Annotated in this window: 18 protein-coding genes; 8 read left to right on the forward strand and 10 right to left on the reverse strand. The window is 44.0% G+C overall.

What is annotated here, in order from left to right; all coding sequences use genetic code 11:
* Window positions 1–247: 247 nt before the first annotated feature.
* A complete protein-coding gene (locus Q9R46_RS16840; RefSeq protein WP_311280840.1) occupies window positions 248–1,129 on the reverse strand; it encodes a metallophosphoesterase family protein in 882 nt (293 codons plus the stop codon).
* Window positions 1,130–1,239: 110 nt separating this feature from the next.
* On the opposite strand from Q9R46_RS16840, the gene Q9R46_RS16845 reads away from it, so the two are divergent.
* Window positions 1,240–1,602 (forward strand): iron-sulfur cluster biosynthesis family protein, encoded by a 363-nt coding sequence (locus Q9R46_RS16845; protein ID WP_311280841.1) that lies wholly within the window; start codon window positions 1,240–1,242, stop codon window positions 1,600–1,602.
* A 219-nt stretch (window positions 1,603–1,821) separates the two neighbouring features.
* Window positions 1,822–2,886, forward strand: a complete 1,065-nt coding sequence (locus tag Q9R46_RS16850; RefSeq protein WP_311280842.1) for a hypothetical protein — start codon at window positions 1,822–1,824, stop codon at window positions 2,884–2,886.
* 140 nt (window positions 2,887–3,026) lie between these two features.
* On the opposite strand, the gene Q9R46_RS16855 is transcribed toward Q9R46_RS16850, so the two are convergent.
* From Q9R46_RS16855 to Q9R46_RS16865, 3 genes are all read right to left on the reverse strand, one after another.
* Entirely contained in the window at window positions 3,027–5,090 is a 2,064-nt protein-coding gene (locus Q9R46_RS16855; RefSeq protein ID WP_311280843.1) for a methyl-accepting chemotaxis protein, read from the reverse strand.
* 238 nt (window positions 5,091–5,328) lie between these two features.
* Window positions 5,329–6,204 (reverse strand): amidohydrolase family protein, encoded by an 876-nt coding sequence (locus Q9R46_RS16860; RefSeq protein ID WP_311280844.1) that lies wholly within the window; start codon window positions 6,202–6,204, stop codon window positions 5,329–5,331.
* Window positions 6,191–9,424 (reverse strand): GNAT family N-acetyltransferase, encoded by a 3,234-nt coding sequence (locus Q9R46_RS16865; protein WP_311280845.1) that lies wholly within the window; start codon window positions 9,422–9,424, stop codon window positions 6,191–6,193. The genes Q9R46_RS16860 and Q9R46_RS16865 overlap by 14 nt, the downstream gene beginning before the upstream one ends.
* Window positions 9,425–9,811: 387 nt before the next feature.
* On the opposite strand from Q9R46_RS16865, the gene Q9R46_RS16870 reads away from it, so the two are divergent.
* Entirely contained in the window at window positions 9,812–10,405 is a 594-nt protein-coding gene (locus tag Q9R46_RS16870) for a DedA family protein (RefSeq protein ID WP_311280846.1), read from the forward strand.
* 228 nt (window positions 10,406–10,633) lie between these two features.
* Here Q9R46_RS16870 and Q9R46_RS16875 read toward each other — a convergent pair whose 3' ends face one another.
* The 4 genes from Q9R46_RS16875 to Q9R46_RS16890 all read right to left on the reverse strand — a co-directional run bounded on the left by Q9R46_RS16875 (window position 10,634) and on the right by Q9R46_RS16890 (window position 15,199).
* Window positions 10,634–11,653 carry a hypothetical protein gene (locus Q9R46_RS16875; protein ID WP_311280847.1) on the reverse strand — a complete coding sequence of 340 codons (1,020 nt, stop codon included), beginning with the start codon at window positions 11,651–11,653 and terminating at the stop codon, window positions 10,634–10,636.
* A 214-nt stretch (window positions 11,654–11,867) separates the two neighbouring features.
* On the reverse strand, window positions 11,868–13,067 hold the full coding sequence (locus tag Q9R46_RS16880; RefSeq protein ID WP_311281054.1) for an MFS transporter: 1,200 nt from the start codon (window positions 13,065–13,067) through the stop codon (window positions 11,868–11,870).
* Window positions 13,068–13,332: 265 nt separating this feature from the next.
* Complete coding sequence (locus Q9R46_RS16885) at window positions 13,333–14,370, reverse strand: ROK family protein (protein ID WP_311280848.1); 1,038 nt, start codon at window positions 14,368–14,370, stop codon at window positions 13,333–13,335.
* A 559-nt stretch (window positions 14,371–14,929) separates the two neighbouring features.
* Window positions 14,930–15,199: a hypothetical protein gene (locus tag Q9R46_RS16890; protein ID WP_311280849.1), complete on the reverse strand. Its 270-nt coding sequence runs from the start codon at window positions 15,197–15,199 to the stop codon at window positions 14,930–14,932.
* 109 nt (window positions 15,200–15,308) lie between these two features.
* Here Q9R46_RS16890 and Q9R46_RS16895 point away from each other — a divergent pair, with 109 nt between their 5' ends.
* Complete coding sequence (locus Q9R46_RS16895) at window positions 15,309–15,524, forward strand: helix-turn-helix domain-containing protein (RefSeq protein WP_311281055.1); 216 nt, start codon at window positions 15,309–15,311, stop codon at window positions 15,522–15,524.
* On the opposite strand, the gene Q9R46_RS16900 is transcribed toward Q9R46_RS16895, so the two are convergent.
* Both Q9R46_RS16900 and Q9R46_RS28600 read right to left on the reverse strand, forming a co-directional pair.
* Window positions 15,502–16,251 carry a hypothetical protein gene (locus Q9R46_RS16900; RefSeq protein WP_311280850.1) on the reverse strand — a complete coding sequence of 250 codons (750 nt, stop codon included), beginning with the start codon at window positions 16,249–16,251 and terminating at the stop codon, window positions 15,502–15,504. The two genes, Q9R46_RS16895 and Q9R46_RS16900, sit on opposite strands and share 23 nt — an antisense overlap.
* Window positions 16,252–16,368: 117 nt before the next feature.
* Complete coding sequence (locus tag Q9R46_RS28600) at window positions 16,369–16,476, reverse strand: hypothetical protein (RefSeq protein WP_397386386.1); 108 nt, start codon at window positions 16,474–16,476, stop codon at window positions 16,369–16,371.
* A 75-nt stretch (window positions 16,477–16,551) separates the two neighbouring features.
* Between Q9R46_RS28600 and Q9R46_RS16905 the strand changes: the two genes are divergently transcribed.
* The 4 genes from Q9R46_RS16905 to Q9R46_RS16920 all read left to right on the forward strand — a co-directional run bounded on the left by Q9R46_RS16905 (window position 16,552) and on the right by Q9R46_RS16920 (window position 19,963).
* Window positions 16,552–17,190, forward strand: coding sequence for a hypothetical protein (locus Q9R46_RS16905; protein WP_311280851.1), 639 nt, complete (start codon window positions 16,552–16,554; stop codon window positions 17,188–17,190).
* A 24-nt stretch (window positions 17,191–17,214) separates the two neighbouring features.
* On the forward strand, window positions 17,215–17,556 hold the full coding sequence (locus Q9R46_RS16910; RefSeq protein ID WP_123062769.1) for a hypothetical protein: 342 nt from the start codon (window positions 17,215–17,217) through the stop codon (window positions 17,554–17,556).
* 174 nt (window positions 17,557–17,730) lie between these two features.
* Window positions 17,731–18,342, forward strand: a complete 612-nt coding sequence (locus tag Q9R46_RS16915) for a TetR/AcrR family transcriptional regulator (RefSeq protein WP_311280852.1) — start codon at window positions 17,731–17,733, stop codon at window positions 18,340–18,342.
* A gap of 277 nt (window positions 18,343–18,619) precedes the next feature.
* Complete coding sequence (locus tag Q9R46_RS16920) at window positions 18,620–19,963, forward strand: amidohydrolase family protein (protein WP_311280853.1); 1,344 nt, start codon at window positions 18,620–18,622, stop codon at window positions 19,961–19,963.
* The last annotated feature ends 69 nt before the right edge of the window (window positions 19,964–20,032 follow it).

Below are 20,032 nucleotides of genomic sequence, written 5' to 3' on the forward strand. Positions count from 1 at the left end.
ATGAAATGCATTTCATTCCACAAGATGCTATATAAGTTGAACTAAAGAATTTACACAAGCCACTCCGATGACAGAATAACCTTCCAATCGCTGTTATCCCCAGATTTTTTTGATTCCCCTTTCTAAAGGGGAAAATCCAGTGATAAAGGCGAAGCTTATGCTTTCGAAGTAGCTTTCTTTCAGAAAGCTTTTAGCTCCGCTTTTTCAGGTTTTTTCTGTCCTCTTCGTTAATGTGTAAAAGAATAGTTCAACTTATATGGCGTGTGAAAATAAACAGCCTGCTATCGGCATTCACCACTTGTGTGCCGTTGCTCAGTTGAACCAAGGGCATATCCCAATGGGTATGCCCGCTGAACACAAGCGTCTCCGGCCCGGCCTCCAGGGCCTGCCGGATGAGCGGTTCACCCCTAAGCCCAAGCTCGGCGATGCCCGGGCTTTGGTGCAAAAGCAAGCAATCCGGTTGCTGCTTCAGCAGCTTGCGCACGGATTGCAAGTACGGCTCTGCCGGCTGCCGGTTCGGCTTGTCCGGCCGGCCGATGATGCCGCCAAGGCCCGCGATGCGCAGCTGGCGCGCCTTGGCGGCATGGGGCGCAAGGCCACCCGGTGGGCGGCCAGCGCTGATGATCGCAGCTGGGCCATCCATGCAATGGATGCCCTCGCTGCCGTGTAACCGATGAGCGTCTGCGTCATCGGTTACATCATGGTTGCCGTGAACGCCGGCAACCCAGCCGAAGGCTGCCCTGAAGGCAAGCCAAACGGGAACCGGATTGCCGCTCGCTCCCCTTTTCCCGCGCAGGGCATACATATCTCCACATAACAGCACACCCGTCTTCTGGGGATCGAGCTCAGGCCACTCCAACTCCATTAGTAGACGAATATAAGCAGGCAACATCTCACCCAAAAGCTTGTCCACAGACTCCATGTCAGATGCAGCACCAGACTTCTTCTCCGTTACAGGTACAATTCCCTGCAAATCTGACGTGACAATGAGTGCGTCTATGCCTTCTGGCAAACCATCTAATGTCCCATGATAGATCGGAAGCTGAGCTTGAATGACCTCGCCGCCAGGAATCGCATTCCAATATGCATAATGTTCAATAGGATCTTCATTCAGTTGCCGTATTTCCAAAGGGCATCTCCCCTTTCCCTATATATTATTTTACATTCTAATCGGCAATTATGGTCCATATATTAAATTGTAAGCGAATTCATTGGGAAACAAAGGAGTGTGACGACGCCATGATCATTCAAGTGAGTCCGCAAGCAGAAGCACGACTTATGGAGCAACTGGGCGACCGGCCCGGCTTTTTCAAATTGTTTTATGATACCGATGGTTGCGGATGTGATGGAATTACGGTACTTCTGATCTTAAATGAACGAGACAGTGATGACGTGCCTATTGAGGCAGGTTCGCTTCCGTTTGTGATTAATAAAGAGCAACAGATTCACTTTGAATCCTGTTTACGTCTGCAATCCGAAAATAACTTCCCTTCCTTCCGGCTAAGCAGTGATTCGATGATTTACGGAAGTAACGTAAAGGTACATGATCTGCGGGATGTAGCTAATGTAACGTCTGAATCTATGGATTGGTCTATTAAATAATCACTTTGCATGGATGAAGATTAGAAACAGAACCTCCCTCTCCCACAATGTTGCGGAAAGAGAGGTTTTGTTGGTAAATCTACTTTATTAACCAAATTCCAGAGCAAGCAAGTTCTTTATTTTATTATGTTGATTGATAACCAAACCCTTCTACGACTTGTAACGTTTAATTTACAAGCTTCCTAAACATCTGTACGACCAAAGAAAAGAGGACTACTAATGAGAAAACGTCATACCCTGTACCAAGCTATTTTCGTACTCATAATCTCAGTCATGTTTAGTTCAGGATGCAGTAGCGGTGAAAGTAGCACTAAAGTCCCTCCACCAGCAATTAAGCCTGGGAAAACGCAGACTCGCGAGTACCTTTCGATTACTAACACCGAATACGTTAATGGGGCGGATTCCACGGATGGAATGAAAATGAATGTGTATACATACGACTTACAGTCCAAAGCTCTCAACAAAATGTCTGACTTGCCATATAACTCTCAATATCCTTTGACCGTGGTTTCTTTGGCCGAGGACACCACCTATTATTCAGGAGAAGGCCAAAATAAAGGGGACGAATTATTCGCTTATGATATGAAAACACGGCAAGTGCAGCAATTAAGCTCTAATTTATTTGCAATAAATGCGATCATCCCGAATGTTACTGGAAATACCTTAATGATGGCTGCTGTGCAAAAAGGAGAACGCCCTGTCAAAGTCATGTTTCTGGATAAAGACACACATGAAATTTCGATATTGAATGAGCAAGATTCAGATACAACCACATGGGACATCGCCTATGATCCAGAAACAGAAAAAGCATACGCTATCCAATACTCTGAGGAAGAACAATACGAGCAGATGGAAAAGTCAAATCAGACCCAAAAACCGATGGTTCCACCGAGTCATGCCATTATTGAGATTGATCCCGTAACGAATCAAACTCGTGCAATCATCAAACTCAAAGATGAACAGATTCTCACTTTATCCGCCAGAAGAAACCAGCTTCTCATCGCAACTGCCAAATACATCAATAAAATGCCCATCGGATACAGTCTAGTGGATCTGAAGACAGGACAACGAAAGGAACTTCATCTGCCGATCAAGGCCGGTAGTGAATTATTTTTGGACAAAAGCGGTAGCGGGTTCTATTTTCTCGGGGAAAAAGGCAATGGAAGTACTGAGCGAGGTGTTTATTATTATGATATGAAAACGGACAAGGTTGAGACTGTTTTCCTGCAAAAAGAAGGGTTCATCAATAACTTCACCCTGGTATCGGAGTTTGTAAAAAAATGAGATTGATCCCTTGGTATTGTTACAATTCCTATGGTACGAGAATAAAAAAACCTCCCAATCTACTTTAGTATAGATAGGAGGTTTAATCGTTTGATGACAAAGTTATTGAAGAATTAAGTTAGGTTCGCTTCATTCAATCCTTACGAACTCGTTTTAAAACGTGCCGACTCTACGGCCAACTGTTTGGTCAAAGCATCGATGGTCTGCACCAGCTCGGCCAAATGCTCGGTCATTCCAGACTGCTCCTCCATGGTGGCGGTGACTTCTTCAATGGATGCGGATACTTCCTCGCCCGAAGCAGACAAGTTCTGTGACGCGCCAAGGACTTCGTCCTTATCCCGTTCAATGGACTCGATCTCGGAGGCGATCGCCTGCACCTGATTCATCATATTTTGCATATTTCGCGTCGCAAAATTAAAGGTTTCCTTGGTTTGCATCACACTGCTCTTGTGTTGCTCGGCAATGGCCTCAATGGCCTGTACGCTCTGGTTATTCTGCTCGACATGTTCAATCGTCTGCATAACGATGCGATGAATATCTTCGGATTGTGCCGTTGTCTGTTCTGCCAGCTTGCGTATTTCGGAAGCCACCACGGCAAATCCACGGCCCTGCTCTCCTGCCCGTGCCGCTTCAATAGACGCATTCAGCGCAAGCAGTTTGGTCTGATTTGCAATCTCGGCAATGGTGCTTGTGATCTGCTGAATGCCGGATGAGCTCGCTGCAAGTTGAACCGTAATCTTCGAGATGTTATTTACCTCTGCTTCATTCCGATCATTAACGGCGATGAGGGCATCGATCACTTCATGATTATCTCGGAATGCATCGGTAATTTCATCCGCCTGAGCCATGACAGACTGGGACATCCCGTTGACATTTACAATTTTGCTACCCACGTTCATAAATTGATCAACGATCGCCTCTGTATCGTTAGCCTGCGACTCCATTGCACGGGATATTTCAAGTGCAGTGGCCGTGGTATCGGTAATCGATGCAGCTGTCTGCTGTGCAGACTTATCCAGTTCCGCAGTACTTTTATTTAAAACACCAATGGAAGCGTTCATGCTGGCGATTAGCTGTCTGTTCCCTTCAGCCATCGTGTTGAAGCTATCCGCCAGTTCGCTGAACTCCCCGCTGTATTTTTCCTTCGCCTGTACCGTCAAGTCTCCCCCCGCAAGCTGTTTAAACAGTGCGGTAATGGATGTAACCGGTCTTGTCATCACCCGTGAGAGCAGAATGCCTACAATGATTGAGAAGGCAATGGAACTGAATAGAACAATATACATTTTATTCGCCATGCTTGTTAGAGGTTGATTGACGTCTACGTAGGAATCCTCAACAATAATCGTCCAGTCTGATTGCGGAATTTTGGAATAAAACACCACTTTCTCGTCTGTGCTCACCTCGCCCTGTTGTAATTCATTACTTGGAGGCAAATCTACAAGAGACTTGTATTCCCCGGTTTCCAGCGGTTTCCCTGCCAGATTTGCATCTGCCGAGTGATACATCACTTTACCCACCCGATCCAGAACAATCACTTTACCTTCATCATTAATCTTGACGTTCTGCAATTGGTTCACAAAAAATGACGTAGATATCGTGGCAATAAGCACTCCGTTTACTTGCTGATTCTCATCATACATCGGAGAGGCAAAAACGGTGCCCAGTGTACCCAACGTTTTGGAAATAATACCTTCACTGATGACCTGACGCCCTTGTATCGCTTCCTTAAAATAGCCCCGATCCGCGCGATCTCCGCCTACGGTCTTCGGGTCGTTCGCTGCAACTACCGTGCCATTCTTATCAATCAGCATAAGCACAACGGCGCCCTCAATGCCTTCCAAGCTTTGGGCTAAGATATCATTAGATTCATTGATTAGAGTTTGGTTTTCCTCAAAAAAGGAATTTGCTTCCTGTCCTTCATTTGCACTCCGTATGGAAAGCAATTGTTCAAAGGCCTTATGTTTGGTCATGAGAAATGCCGCTTGCTTAGACAACTGCAGAGAGGTAAACAATCCTGCCCCAATCCGATCCGAATTGGCATGAATTTCATCTTTACTTTTATCCTGTGTAATACCTTCAGCTATCTTATAACACAGCACAGCCGTTACGGTCAGTACGATACACACGAGAAGACTGATCATTAATGGTAATTTGACCCGAAAAGACATATTTCTTAGTCGCTGTCCTGCTTTTGCAAAAAACATGAATACCTCCACCATCCATCCCAATTTTGTATGAACCCATATAATATTTGATAATTTAATATCGGTAGGGAGCCAATAATCTGACAGTGTATGGAGCATTTGCACAAAAAAAATTTTAATGATCTAAATTTATTACAAATTGGAATGAAGGGTAGCGAACTCAATGAACAACGCTCTCTTTTATTTAAAAAGAAAATAAGCTCCTGCCAGCGATTGGCAAGAGCTTATTTGAGGGTTGCTATGACTTCGCAATACGCTGACCAATACGTGGAAACAGGCTAAATGCGTTTTCGTAAAACACCTTCTCATGATGCTGCTCCGGCACAAGCCTGCGGACAAATTCAGCATACAAATCGATGGGAGCCAGCGGCCAGTCGGTGCCAAACAGCATTTTCTCATAGTGATCCGAATAAACCAAAGCCCGGCGGAAGTGATCCATAAACAGCGGTTCGTTCATAAAGCGTTCGAAGTGAGGACGATCGCCCACCACAAGCCCAGATAAATCGGCGTATACATTAGGGTTCTTGGCTACGACCTCAGCAGCGTCCATCACCCAGGGATCACCGAGATGACAGATCATGAAGTTTACACCTCGTTGTTGCAAGGCAAGCTCGTCCACCGTCAGTGGATGGGAATATTTGAGTAGCCCGTTCATGGAGTAGGTGTCTCCCGTATGGATAACCACAGGCAGATTGTATTTTGCAGCCAGCTCATAGACCGGGGTATAGATTTTGTCATACACATAGTGGTGATAATATCCAGCATACAGCTTGATTCCAGCAACCTCGGGCGATTGTAATCTGGCTTCAATCCGGTCCAGCTCGTCTTGAGCTTGTCGACCCACCAGTCTGTTTGGATTAATCCCAATACACTCCATTAGAAACGATGGAATCTGATCTTCCAGATCCAGCCCCATCGGGTTAGGGGAACTGGAATCCGGAAAAGCTCCCTTCGTCTGCTCACTCACCCCCATACCGATGCCAAGAATGACGTCATTCCGGTCAAACTCCGCCTTGAGACCCGCCGCACTGTAGTCTACTTTGGACAGGTCAATTGCGGTACGGTGAAAGCTGTCGATATCCGATAGATGGATGTGAATATCAATGATGGGCATCGGAGGCCTCCTCTTCGCTTGTTGATGTTACAAAGTTCAGTTTTAACAAATCATGTATATCCATCGTATGAAGCGGGATCGGCCCCAGAACAAGATAAGTCGGCTCCGTCCAGACGGTTTCGCCATCTTGTATCGTAAGCTCGTGTGTTACGTTATGTCCTGTTACCAGGTTATTGGCAAACGCCCAGGCATTCTGATTCGGGTAACGATTCACCGCATGTAGCATGTTTTGGCGTGAGAGCGAGCCTGTCCGAAAAATATCTTTTAAAGGCAAGCCAATGTCTACTTTGCCGAGCGGAAAACGATCTTGATCCGGTTGTTCAATCCAACCTTCCGTATACATATCCGAAGGTTTAAAGAAACGACCTTCTGTAAGAGCATAATTCGCTCGTGTCAGACCAGACTTATTAGTCACAGACAGCAAGGTACAGAGCACAGGAACGCCAGGTAACATCAGATAATGCTGATGAATGGTCATTCCCCGGTTCGCCTCATGGTTCTCGATGCGAGTAGTCACCTTCAAACCTTTCCATACATTCCCGAATTGATCCTTCTGCTCTGACCAGGATATACTCGTTTGCTCCAGTTGACGGCTAAATCCGTTCATGCCCGGAATATCGACAGCCATCCCGCCATACCACGGATTCCACCACGAACGGGCGGCAGGTTCAGGATATGAACTATCCAGCCATTCCTCGCCCTGAACTTGCAGAGAGTGCACAATCCCCCCGAATGCAGGATCAGCCGTAATCGATAACACGCCATTGTTTACGGTATATAACGTCCCTGATCCTTCTGATCCCTCTTCAATTTTCTGCTGGACTTCGGACCTTGACTGTGGAAACCAGAGGGCTGTTCGCTCCTGAATGCGATCTTCTCCACGATATACACCCCGGACTTTCCAACCACCGCTGTGCTCTCGTTGGTCTGGACGGTCTGGGAACTCAGAACGCTGTAGGTCACGGAGATTCTTTACTGTTCCGATGTCCTTGAGCGAAAACTCCAGCTTTGCTGAGTCCAGATGTTCTGCCGCATCAAACGCTAGCGTACCAGCCTTAACCTCCGATTCACCACCCTGTTGTACGTAAAGCTCCAGCGTACCAGCAAGAGGAACAAGCTTACGTTCGACTAACTCAGCCTGAAGCACCTCCGCAGCAAATGGATTGCCATCATTCAACGTCACTTCCAGATGACTGTCCAGCATCGGAATAACCCCATTAGGTTGTTTACGGGCGAATGCGCGGAAATCCGTCCACTTGGCAAACGTGTTGAGCGCAAATACCGTTTCCTTCGTAGCTACGGAAGCTCCCGCTTCCAAACGTCCCAGCTCATGCTGTAATGCCAGCGTATATTCGGGCTTAATCAGCTTCAGTGAAGGGTCCCAATAGATGCCGCACGCACCATACTCTTCCTTGCAAAACAGCCAGTTCTCCGTAATCTGCCCACTATCCCAGTGGTTTGGATCACCGGCATAATCATCCCCCATATCTATAAAACGACCCTGATAAGGCAGAATGAGCCGATTGCCGAAGAAACCGAAGTGATCCATCAGGAACAGCTCTTCTTCCCATGCCGTATCACGTGTATTCACAACCTCGTGAGAGAACGTAGCTATTCCGTTAGCGGACAGTTTGGCAACTGTCTTCAGCAGCAATCCCGGGAAATTTTCCAATTCATAGACCGCTTCCATAACCTGATGATTACCATCAGCCACAATCTGTACTTCTTTGGCTTCTTTCAGGGACAATTCCTCCGAATACGGTTTTCCCAGCTTCGGATAATTCCACCAGAAGGAGTGACGCGACCCGGGGTATTCGATCCACATGACGTTATCATGTTTGTTCATATGGAGGGAGTACGCGCCGTTCACCGCAATCCACTGGCCGTTCGCCTCACCGCCATACTTGCCTTCAATGCCCTTCATCAGTACAGACAGTTTTCTTGTAAAAATAATCTCCGATCCCCCCGCCGGAACAGCGGTAATCTCCACATCCTGTGCATATATGCCATATGAACGCAGGGTAAACGGAACGGACACGGATCTTTTGCCTTTTGCAGATACTCTGAAGCGCAAGGTACGCTCTGTCCAATCTAGAAAAGCATCTGTCGGTAGTTCCATAACAAATTCTGTTTCCGCATCCACATTGTTTTCCACGTTCAGGATTAACTCTGCCGGAATACCCGGATATAGTTCCTTCACGGGGAGAACTGGTGTAATCTTCGCAGGGAATTTAGGTTGAAGGCCAAGACGGAACTGAGTTTTCCTCCCGCCAATAAGCCAAGCACTACAGATGACAGGATGTGTTTTATTCTTGTTCTGTTCTTCGCTAACCGGATCGAGGTAAAACTCTCCCTCTACCGTGATGGCTTCGCCTGGCTGCAACGTTTGCACGACATCCATGGCAAAACGGATGTTTTTGTCGTCCTGCCCTTTGATCTCGAACTCAAGATCGAAATTGGATTTATTTTGGATATGATAACGCACGGGATAACTCGAACCAAACACCAGATCATGATGATCTACTTCGGTATGGATGCTGTAGTCCGGCGTGTCGAGAGCGGCCAAGCCGCGGCCTGTTTTTTCAAAAGTTGCCCGCAGGGAGAGTTCCCCTTTATGCCACGTATAATCAAGGAAATCGAAGCCCCGCTCCTGCCGTCCATCCGGCTCGATCACCAGCTCACGGGTGCTGTCAGCATACCAATCCAATGTTTCAAAGTAGGGTGCCAGCGCCTCGGTCTGCAATACGGTCGGGATAAAATTCATCAGATGTACGCTATCGTCTTTTTTCTCCCAGAAGAAACCGCATTTCTTGTACATCGGCACCGCCTTCGTATTGCCCGGCCATGTGAACAGATCCAGGCGCGGCCATCCGGCCTCGACCGTTTTCTCCACTGCCTTTAGGATCAGATTGCGACCAATCTTGTAACCATGGTAGTCCGGGCGTACGTTAAGCAGGGGTACATACAGTGCATTCTCGTCAAAACGGTAATGGGCAAAGCTGCAAAAGCCAACGACCTCTTCCTCATGAACCGCCAGAAACACATGTAAATGAGATGAGTTCTCCATCTCCTGGCGAATGCTATCCTCTGTCCTCTGCCTTGTGCCGCCTCCCCAGCTCTCATTACTTCGATTCCACATGTCTGCCAAGCTGGCGGCATAAGAAATGTTGTATTCAACAATACGAATCTGGTCGATGATCGTTTGTGATTGTACGTTCATGTTCCATTCTCCTTCTCTATATGTATAGGATGGTCTTCGTGAACACTAACTGGCCTTCGTCTGATCGCTATTGAACTAATCGAGGCTGTATCTAGCAAATCTAGCGATAGTCTTATCATACTATATTTGGAAACATTTTCAGAGCATCTTCGTCTCCTAGATTCATATTGGCTCTAGAACGATTATAAGTAAATAAGAAACCTTAGACCGTTATCGTTCGTATGTACCTAGGGGCTGTCTTTGGCTTATGTATAGGCTAACATATACGGTAGTGATAAGGATAAATTGCCTTGACTATGAGTTTTGACAAGCGCTGTTCGCCCTTGGTACTCTGAGGAGAGCAATGTCTACTTATATCAAAAATAGATAGATTCGTGGAGGGAAAGCATGACGGAGTGGATTACGCAATTCATACTGTTTTTTAAGGATTTGTCATACGCAGGACTGGTAATTGCCTTGTCCTTTGAATTTGTCCCTGCTGAACTTGTTCTGCCCATGGCGGGATACTGGGTATATCTCGGGGATATGAAGCTGTGGTTAGCTATTCTGGCAGGAACCGTTGGCGGCACATTTGGCCCATTGACGTTATATGCACTCGGACGTTATGGCGGCAGACCGATGGTTGAGAAGTACGGCAAGTATTTCCTCATTCGCCCTCATCATGTAGAGGCATCCGATACGTTTTTCGAAAAATACGGTAGCGGAGTCGCTTTCTATGGACGCTTCGTACCCGGCATTCGAACCGTGATCTCCATCCCTTGCGGTATGGCGAAGATGAACGTATTCAAATTCAGTATTTTTACCTTCCTGGCCATGCTTCCGATCACATCAATTTACGTCTACCTCGGATACAAACTGGGCTCACAATGGGAAGAAGTCGGCGAAGTTGTTAAACCGTATGTCATCCCGGCAGGCATGATCTTTCTGATTGGTTTTGGACTGTACATGCTGTTGAAACGTTGGAAAAAAAGACCGGCTTAGACAAGTGAGAGGCTTGTTGAAGTAAGGAAGGGCGTTGGGACGTTACGGTTAGCTTAACCTTCAACTTGTTAAATTAATAGTAGAGCCCCGGCGATTGTGGAAATCGACGGGGCCTTTGTTTTAAAAAAAAGAAGCATCTCCGCTATAAGTAGATCTCTTCTTATGTAACATTGGATACTGAACCAAAAATATTTTGCATATGAGCTTTTCAGATAAACCAAAAAACGACTATGTAATAGATACTAATAAATCGTTTACCAATTGTTCTTCAAACAATTGTATTTCCTTTAATTTGTTTGAGATTTTCAGAAAAACTTTCATATCATTAGTAATGGAATATTTCATTGATAAATTTTTTAACAACAAGCTCTCATTACAGAGGGATTTAGACTTGCTTGATAAGCTTTCATAACTCCCGGTTTTCAAATACCCTTTAGAATTCAAATAATCTATTCTTTTATTGAAAACGTTCTTGTGCTCCCATATTATTCTATATAATCTCATATCCTTACTGAGAAGGATGTCGTCGGAAAATCGATTTATCAATTCATCATATATGGCTAATCCGAAAACAGAGTTTTCACTACCTCTATGTGTGAGGAAAGAATTTGTGGATTGAAGGAAGTCCTCCAGATATATTCTAAAAATATCCATGTCAAAATTCAAATTAAAATGATAGACGTACTTGGTAGTTTTACTTGTTAATTCTGGAGTTATATTTTTTATAAATTTAATCGTTGAGTCTGGATCTTCTGTGAATGACAAAACAAACTCTTCATATGAAACGGAATACTGACCAAATATCATGTCTTGGTTGTATCCAAGATAATACAGCACTCTATCCTTATCATTGTAACCATATATTAAATTATCATGATGGAAATGTTCTTGCATATAACTTTTTTTATTAGACCAGTAATATTCATCGATGCCGACTTCTAAATAATAATTCAAGTCAATATTCTCTATTACTATATCCAGAATACTTTTTTCGAAGGTTCTGATAATACGTCCATCCATATTGGCAGACGCAAGAAAAGGGATATTAGGGTATTTTCCGTTGTGAGAATAGAAATCGATTTTAAAGTCTCCTACGGGGTTTTGCCTATTGTTAAAAGTATAAAGCTGAGTGTAGTTTGTATAATACCAACCTAAAAAAGCTTCGTCCTTCTCTAATATTGCTAGCGGGTATGCATGATTTAAAAAGGTTTGAATAGAGGGAGTTTGAATCTCTAATTTTTTCTCCATGTTGTGCTCACTCTCCTTTATACTATTATTCCTAATCATGTATGCATAAATAATGTTTGTCAACTTTTCTATAATAAAAATCACAGTCCTATTTTTTGAGTTTATCAACTAAAAACTCTCTTCTACACAAAGGTAAAAGAGAGCGTTCAAACCATGTTTGCTTGTTATTAACTCAGCTTAGAACTAGTTCATTTCCTAACTTAAACCGATTTTTCTAGATCAGTTCCCTTCTTCTTTTCAAATACACATACAACACCACACCAGATGCCGCACAGATGACCGCACATAAGCCAATAAATCCATATCCCGCCTGAAGTCCGCGCAGCAAGCCGAGCTGCGTGGTGGCACCGTACATGTTTTTCACGCCTTCAATGACCCAGCCAATCACATAGTTGCCGATGACACTGCCGACTCCCATGAGGGTCACCGTGAAGGTAATCGCCGTATCACTGCCGTTCGGATATCTGCGAGCGATAAAGGCCATCACCGTTGGATAGATCATCGCAATGCCTGCGCCCGATATTGCAAAGAAGATTGCCAGGCTCTCCCCACCTGCAAGCGCCACAAACGTACATACCGCCGAAAAACCAGAGAACAAAATCAAAGAGAGTACAAATCCGATGCGATCCGTCAACGGCCCAAGCAGCAAACGGCCCAGTGAGAACGTAAGGAAAAATGCAGACAATAGACCCGAGGCTTTAACCGTATCCCACGTATAGGCTTTCTCCAAAAAGTTAACGAGCCAGCCCCCAACCGCCAGTTCCGATACCACGCCAAAAGAAAGAATAAGCACCATCAGCCACAGGGCCGGATCACGTGTTAATGTCTTGAGTGAGGTTCGATCCTCATGGGCAAGATCATCTCCAGGGAATGTACTGCGCAGTGCCGCAATGATCGGCAGCAGGCAGAGTGACAACATGACCAGATACATGCCGCGCCAGTCCAGCAGGTGCCCAAATACCGTCAGCGACATCACGCCTGTCGCCAGCAATGGCGCCACCGTCGAACTCAGTCCATAGAAGAAATGGGACAGGTTCATCATCGTGCCTGTATTTTTCACAAAAATCCGCGCCCCGAGTATCGCCAGCGCAATCTCCAGCATCCCGTTGCCGATATACATGAAGAAGTACGATGACGCAAAGAGCGGATACGTATGCGATACATAGATGAACACACCCGACAGAATCATCGAGGCAAACGAAATGATGCTGACCGCCTTGATGCCCCATTTGCGAACCAGTATAGCCGTGAAGGAGCAGGCGATCAGATATCCCAGAGCGTTGAGGGACAACAACGTCCCGAGCTGTTTCTCATCCAGATTGAAGTCAAACTGAATACGTGGAATGGCTGGGCCTTTAATATTTTCCGATATACCAAATACAATAAATCCAAGAAAGATCGTTGCCAGCTGCATGGCGTACAGCTTGTTAAACTTTCGTTTGCTATCTTGTGTACCTGCTTGCTGATTCAAAATAAGTTCCTCCATTGTGTCCAGAAAAATGGTTACACGCTGTACCTCCGATTGCAGTGCCATCTTCCGCCCGCTGTTATCCCTGTATTTTTATGAATTTCTCTCTAACGGTGAAAATACAGTGATAAAGGCGTTCTCCAGATTGGCTCTGCCCTCTCCGCTCTCGTGTAAAAAATTTTGCTTAACTTCACTTCATAATAAGTGGTTCCTACCACTGCTTCTCAACTACCTGAATACGGTAGGTCAGGCTTTCCAACGTTACGGCTACCAGGCCGGTAACATACTCACGCCGGGTGTCGCGGCGAATCATCAGCTCTGGCATATGCTCCTGTGGAATGTGGTGATCTCGGCAGCTTTGGATCAGGTCATCTCGCATCGCCGGGTCCATCGTGTCGCCCGTCACCACAATGGCTGCCGGGTTAATGATGGCAATGATGGAGACCAGCGTCTGTACGACGAGTTCCTGCAATCCATCTGTTGTTTTCAACATGCGTAGCTGCTCTTCCCGTGACACGCCAAAGGGTAGAAAGGATACCTCACCCCCAAATTGCGTATTCCCGGTGAGTGGCCGACCATCGATAATAAAACCAGCCCCCGGAAAATGGTTTTCAGGGAACGTCACCACCGCAAAGTTCTTCTCTTCCTCAAACTGCTGTTCATTGTACAGTCCGTACACCGTCAGATTCATATCGTTGCCAATGACCACTTCGATGTCTTCATATTGCTCTTTGAGTCTTAACCCCAGCGGCTGATGCATCAGCTCCGGTACATCACAGATACCGATCACACCATTGTGCGCAACCCCTGGTATCCCGATTCCGATAGCCTGCACATTGTGATGCTGCTCGATCAGCTCAGCAATAAGTTCCTCCACCACTGTGACATTAATCTCTTCTAAAATCAGGGTCTGTTCGTCCGCCATCTCTCCGTTCAGGTTGGCATATGTATGTGTGATCGAATGAATGCCACCTTCCGTACGGATAATCAGACACAGAACACTCGCGTAGTCCGCATTAAACTGATATCGACTCGCTGGTCTCCCCCCGCTCGACTCATCCGGACCGAGATCAATGATCTCTCCTGTCTGTAGCAGTTCATTTAGTATCGTTCCGCATGTCGCCACGCTGAGTTTGGTCAGGTTTGCGATGGAAGCCTTCGTACCTACGCCCATCGACCGGAGTGTGTTTTTCACAATTTCAACGTTAATCCGTTTGACCTGTTGGGTATTGTGGGATGTGGGTAACATCGTTGGTTGTGTGCCTCCTTTCGTTTGTATGTTAAAGGGTGATCGCGTATTCAAGAAAGTATTGGAGAGGAGTTTTTAAAAGTATTTTAATAATTGAAGTTTAGGGGGATTGGTGTGGAAAGTCAATGCTTATTTGGAACAAGATTGAGCTAACAAAGAAAGAAGAAATAGCATGTACGTTTCATTATATTTCACATAATTGTTACGAAATGATAAAATTACGCTTAAGTGTCAAGGAGGTGGATTTATATGAGTTGGTTCTATTGGCCGGAATTTATCATTTTAACTATATGTCTTATCTTGGTTTTATTCGGAATCTACTATGTGTTTCGTAAGGTGTCGGGGCTCTCAAAAAGAGTTTCTAACTTGGAAAATAAAATGAATACTATAAAGAAAAATGATTAGTTAATACTCAGGTTTGCGATGGAAGCCTCCATGCCAACGTCCATTGAAATACTTATATGGGGGAATGACTTGGGATCGCTTATAAAAATTAAAAGGACAGTACAAGATCATCCCTAGAATGATCCTGTACTGTCCTTTTCGTTCGTTCATACGGTTATGTAGACTGGCTCATGTGATGGGCCAAGATGCTTTTCTCCAGCCTGACTTCAAATAACTTGCGGTTCAGATCCTGTTCCATCGCGTGAAGGTGATACGCCGCCTGTTTCACCGTGTCCATATGCAACACCCCTGCCCGCTTCGCGATAATGTCCATGGCATCCAGGATGAGTTTGTTACACGTGACCAGTTGATCGACGTAATCGTCTTCTTGTTTTACGAGTTGTGCGTACTGCGAGGCGAATTCTTCGCTGTGGGTACTTGTCATGTCACCACTCCTAAAATTGGTACGCATAAGAGTACCAGATATGCAAAAAGTATATGGTACGCTCATGCGTAACGTCAAGACCATATGGAAATTTCAGGAGTGATTTATGATGGCGAAAAAGGTTGTTATCAATATTCACAAACTCACAGAGAAACATAATATTTCGTTACGAGAACTAGCACGGTTGGCTGATATTCGCCACGCAGCTTTGAGTGAGTTGCAGTCCGGGAAACGGGAGAATATCAACTTTGCTCATATTGAGCGGATTGCAGAAGCATTGGATATTGATGATATTAGGGAGATTATTGAGATTCAGGATATATAAAATATCTTATCATAACATTTTCTTTTGGATGATAAACGAAAAATTCATTCTCGATTTTCTTCACATTGTTTACTTTAGCTAGTATGTGTCGTTCATTATCGTACATGAATAGAAAATAAAGCTTCTCTAACTCTTGGGTAATACTGTCACTACTAATCTTTTCAAGTTTATATTGTTTTCTATCAGGTTTCATAAAATAATGAAGAATAGATAGACATATTTTCAAAACTATAAAATTATAAAATATTAGAGAAAATATCATTCCTACGGTTATTACAAAGTACTGATTAATATAAGAAAGTATCATAACTTTGATTGAATCAATCACAACATAAGGAACTAATAACAGACTAAGATAAAAAGTTACTATGATCCCGGTTAAAAATTTTTTATTCATAGCTTTCCAGAATGTGCGAATCCAAAATACTAATATTAAAAGTAAACAAAAAACAAAAAAAGATACCCAAATCCATTGAAAAATAATATTCGAAATGAACGGTTTATCAAACATAAAAATAGTTGATAAAATAGCAGCCATCATAATAGTAGAAAGAAATATTGCACTTTGAAAACGATCCCATAGGTTTGCTATCCTTAAATCTAATAATTCATCTATCAGACTTCGACTTTCAGATTTGATGAACCATTTTATAATATAGAGGATGATGGTAAGAGCAGGTATTATACTGAGTAAATCCGATAAATTTTTCCCTGTTAGATTAAACATTTTGTACGACTCCTTTGTTACATTTTTAGAGGATATAAAAACTAATTTAAATTCAACTTCACCTGTATATACCTTTCCTTCAAATACTTAATCATTCGATCTTCTGTCACCAGACAACTAATTTTCATCCCGTTTATGCTTGCCAAGCTTAGAAAGCCAGTTATGTGATCCAAGGAAGAGATAACGATCATCAACCAATAAAATCTTGGAATGAATGGGAGGGATATAATTAAGTGATTACCTGTTGAAACAAATCAATCTAACAGAGAAAAATGGGAGAAAATCAAAAATATTACTATTATGAGTCCAGGACAAAGTAATCCCAGTGATGGTGTGACCAATATTGATCCTAGCACTTGGGAAACTGGGTACAACAGTATAGATAAATTTTATGTTTCCGGAGTTACCAATCAAAAACAATGGACATATGCATCAGGACAGTACACTGGGTGCTCCCCAACTGCGGCTTCAAACATCGTAATGTGGTACGCAAAAAGTTATCCTTCTCTGAATCCCACAAACAACCAGAGAGATATTGTCATGTCTCTAAGAAAAAAAATGGGGACTACACAAACGAGTTCGGGTGAGGGTTTAACTGATTTTTATAATATCGATGATGGCCTGCAATCCTATTTCAGAAAAAACGGAAGACCCAATGCTGAAGTACAAAACGGTCTTCTTCCTGATTATGACGTATGGAAAATGAGAATCAAGTATAAGGGCGGGCATTCTACACTTCAAAGTTATTGGAGTCAAAATTATTTTGGTAATCATACCGTTACCGTTGTGGGGTACAAAGAATTTGTAAGAGGAACCTTTCAATCCAATTCTAAATATCTTGTTGTAAAAAATAATTGGGCAAGCGATATTGCTTCTGATTTTTACGTCAAGTACGGTACCTGGAACACTAATATAGTTACCTGGGTTGTAAATCCCTAATCAATAACTCAAAGGAGATCAAGAATGCTGAAAAAAAAACAAATATTAATAGGTATTTGTACATTAGTTGGCTTATTACTACTCAGTGAGATTATCCTTTGGACTTCGGGAAAAGTTGGATTAATAAATATGGCAAATAGGATCATCTCTGGTGCTCCAAATATTGAAATAGAAGGCAAAAGACTATCTTATCAAGGTACAATTCATTCTAGCCTTTCTGATCTAGACGAATATACTTCAAGTGATGAAGGCGAAGCTCTTTATAAAGCCAAAGGTACACCACCAAACCCACCATGGATTTATGTAAAAAAGGATTCAAATACATTTTTTCGTTATAAAATTCCACATGTCCCTTGGCGCATGTAATCTTGATAGTATCTAAACATCATTCCCCTCTTACACTCTTGATTTTTTTAGTATAAAGTGCCTCTCATGGGGCTCATTCTTCTATGATCTTCCATCCCCTCTTATTTGACACCCCCTCCAAAAAGGTCTATCCTAATAACGAATCATCCATTCACTATTAAGGAGTCGTTCCCGATGGTGCAGGCCAAGAAAGACGAAGTCAGGAAAGAGATTGAATACGCGGCGCTCAAGGTATTTTTTGAGAAGGGGTATGCGGATGCCAAGATGAACGATATTGCGAATGAAATCAATATATCGGTCGGCAATATCTATACCTATTTCAAGAACAAGAAGGAGCTTTTCTACGCCGTTGTTCCGCCGGATTTGGTGGATTATTTGAAAAAGGTACTAGTGGAGACGATTCACTTTGATAACCAGAGCGCGTTTGAGAAAACGAATAGCGAGCGGCGATCTGTCCTAATGCAAGAGCAGGTAGATGTGCTGCGGAAGTATCGGAATCAGATCATCATTATTTTTGAAAAGAACAAAGACACCATCTACACCAACGCCAAGAACGAGCTGGTTGAGCTTATGATTGAAACGAAGAAGGCCTATCTCAAAAATCAATACAAACACTATGAGATCGGCACCGAGGAGAACTTGATTCTGCTGAACATTCTGGCACATAACGTCATTGACATGAATCTGGATTTATTGAAACGAGACATGAGCGAGGACAGCCGCAAGCAGATCTTTGAAGCGTTGTATATATACCGACTTTACGGCATGAAAAGCTTGAACGAATAAGGAATACTGCTGGATCACTACAAAGCAAAATTCCACTTTTACCATAGATCACTACGCGTCGCACAGCGTGCAGATCAGCTCCACTCACATGGTTTGCACGCAAAAAATAAGCATAGGCAAGTCGATCTATTTTTTTAACCCAAAAATGAATTATAAATTCACTTTTAGACCACAAGAATACTTTCATAGAGAAACCAAATAGTACAGAACCGCATCACTCAACTGATTCAGCATGTAACATCATGCAACACCACCTACACCCAAGGAGGAACATATTATGAACACCGCTTACGCTTTGAAAAACGTGCATCTGATCCATGGCGACGCCAGCCGTAATCCGCAGCCCAACATGACGATTCTCATCAACGAACAAGGACTTATCGAGAATATCGCCCCAGATCAGGAGCTGAATATCCCTAGTCACTACACAACAATCGACCTTACCGGAAAATATGTGATGCCTGGGCTGATTAATGCACATGTGCATCTGTTTGCCGATGGCAAACCGCTCACCCTCTCCGTCAGTGAAGGATTGCTGGATTTTGCTTATCATCGGATTTTGAATACCCGATTCGGTCGAAATATTTTGAAAAAACGCATGAAACGTAATGCCCTAACCGCACTCCACGCGGGTGTAACAACCATGCGCAGTGTCGGGGAATTCTTTTATACCGATGTGCAGCTGCGGGATGAGATTAACCGTGGGGAGTGGGTCGGTCCGAATCTGCTGGTGTCAGGATTTTTCCTGAGTGTGACGGGTGGACATGGTGCTCCTTACTTGGCGCTGGTGGGTGACTCGCCTTGGGAGATGCGCAAAAATACACGGATTAATGTGAAGAACGGTGTGGACTGGATCAAAATCTGTGTGACGGGCGGCGTAACGGATGCCAAGATGGTTGGGGAAGCTGGACGACTGCAGATGACGGTGGACGAGGTCGCGGCGGTCTGCGATGAAGCGCATAAGATTGGAATGAAGGTTGCCGCTCATGTGGAGAGCACGGAAGGTGTGCGCGTTGCACTTCAAGGGGGCGTGGATACGATTGAGCATGGGGCTGAGATGGATGACGAGATTATTCGTTTGTATAAAAATAACCCGAAAGCCCTTCATGGTTACACCGCATTAATCCCTACGCTGCAAGCCGCTTATCCATCTGCTTCGCTTGATCCAAGTGTGACCAAGTTAAGTGCGACGGTCAAAGAAAACGCCAGACTGGTCTACGATTCCATGCTCAAAGGGGTGAAACAGGCCATCGACAACGGCATCACTATTGGAATCGGAAACGATGCGGCCATGTCCTACGTGACCCACTACGATATGTGGAGAGAGTTGGATCATTATATGCGACAAACGAATCTGACTAATAAAGATGTCATCGACATGGTCACTCGCAACAATGCTAAAATTCTCGGGATCGACGACGTGACAGGTACGTTGGATATCGGCAAACAGGCCGACTTGATTGTTCTGGATCACAATCCGCTAGAGCAGATTGAAGCCTTATCCAGCATGTCGATGGTCATGGTTAAAGGTAATCTGATTCAGAACTCATCCGTTAATCGCATCCAACAGGTAGATGATGTTCTTAATGCCATCTCGCATCATTTTTCATTGGATTATTGACGCTATTTACGAAAAAACTTGTACTTTCTGAGAAACCTTGGTTAAATATGAGATGTCACGATAATAATT

Origin of the sequence: Paenibacillus sp. RRE4, assembly GCF_031844205.1 — a bacterium.
Taxonomy (GTDB): domain Bacteria; phylum Bacillota; class Bacilli; order Paenibacillales; family Paenibacillaceae; genus Paenibacillus; species Paenibacillus xylanexedens_B.

What these genes read in the sequence shown, in the direction of transcription:
- Q9R46_RS16845 (WP_311280841.1), top strand. Translation starts at nt 1,240, where the DNA reads ATGATCATTCAAGTGAGTCCGCAAGCAGAAGCACGACTTATGGAGCAA.
- Q9R46_RS16850 (WP_311280842.1), top strand. Translation starts at nt 1,822, where the DNA reads ATGAGAAAACGTCATACCCTGTACCAAGCTATTTTCGTACTCATAATC.
- Q9R46_RS16855 (WP_311280843.1), bottom strand. Translation starts at nt 5,090, where the DNA reads ATGTTTTTTGCAAAAGCAGGACAGCGACTAAGAAATATGTCTTTTCGG.
- Q9R46_RS16860 (WP_311280844.1), bottom strand. Translation starts at nt 6,204, where the DNA reads ATGCCCATCATTGATATTCACATCCATCTATCGGATATCGACAGCTTT.
- Q9R46_RS16865 (WP_311280845.1), bottom strand. Translation starts at nt 9,424, where the DNA reads ATGAACGTACAATCACAAACGATCATCGACCAGATTCGTATTGTTGAA.
- Q9R46_RS16870 (WP_311280846.1), top strand. Translation starts at nt 9,812, where the DNA reads ATGACGGAGTGGATTACGCAATTCATACTGTTTTTTAAGGATTTGTCA.
- Q9R46_RS16875 (WP_311280847.1), bottom strand. Translation starts at nt 11,653, where the DNA reads ATGGAGAAAAAATTAGAGATTCAAACTCCCTCTATTCAAACCTTTTTA.
- Q9R46_RS16880 (WP_311281054.1), bottom strand. Translation starts at nt 13,067, where the DNA reads ATGCAGCTGGCAACGATCTTTCTTGGATTTATTGTATTTGGTATATCG.
- Q9R46_RS16885 (WP_311280848.1), bottom strand. Translation starts at nt 14,370, where the DNA reads ATGTTACCCACATCCCACAATACCCAACAGGTCAAACGGATTAACGTT.
- Q9R46_RS16890 (WP_311280849.1), bottom strand. Translation starts at nt 15,199, where the DNA reads ATGACAAGTACCCACAGCGAAGAATTCGCCTCGCAGTACGCACAACTC.
- Q9R46_RS16895 (WP_311281055.1), top strand. Translation starts at nt 15,309, where the DNA reads ATGGCGAAAAAGGTTGTTATCAATATTCACAAACTCACAGAGAAACAT.
- Q9R46_RS16900 (WP_311280850.1), bottom strand. Translation starts at nt 16,251, where the DNA reads ATGTTTAATCTAACAGGGAAAAATTTATCGGATTTACTCAGTATAATA.
- Q9R46_RS16905 (WP_311280851.1), top strand. Translation starts at nt 16,552, where the DNA reads ATGAGTCCAGGACAAAGTAATCCCAGTGATGGTGTGACCAATATTGAT.
- Q9R46_RS16910 (WP_123062769.1), top strand. Translation starts at nt 17,215, where the DNA reads ATGCTGAAAAAAAAACAAATATTAATAGGTATTTGTACATTAGTTGGC.
- Q9R46_RS16915 (WP_311280852.1), top strand. Translation starts at nt 17,731, where the DNA reads ATGGTGCAGGCCAAGAAAGACGAAGTCAGGAAAGAGATTGAATACGCG.
- Q9R46_RS16920 (WP_311280853.1), top strand. Translation starts at nt 18,620, where the DNA reads ATGAACACCGCTTACGCTTTGAAAAACGTGCATCTGATCCATGGCGAC.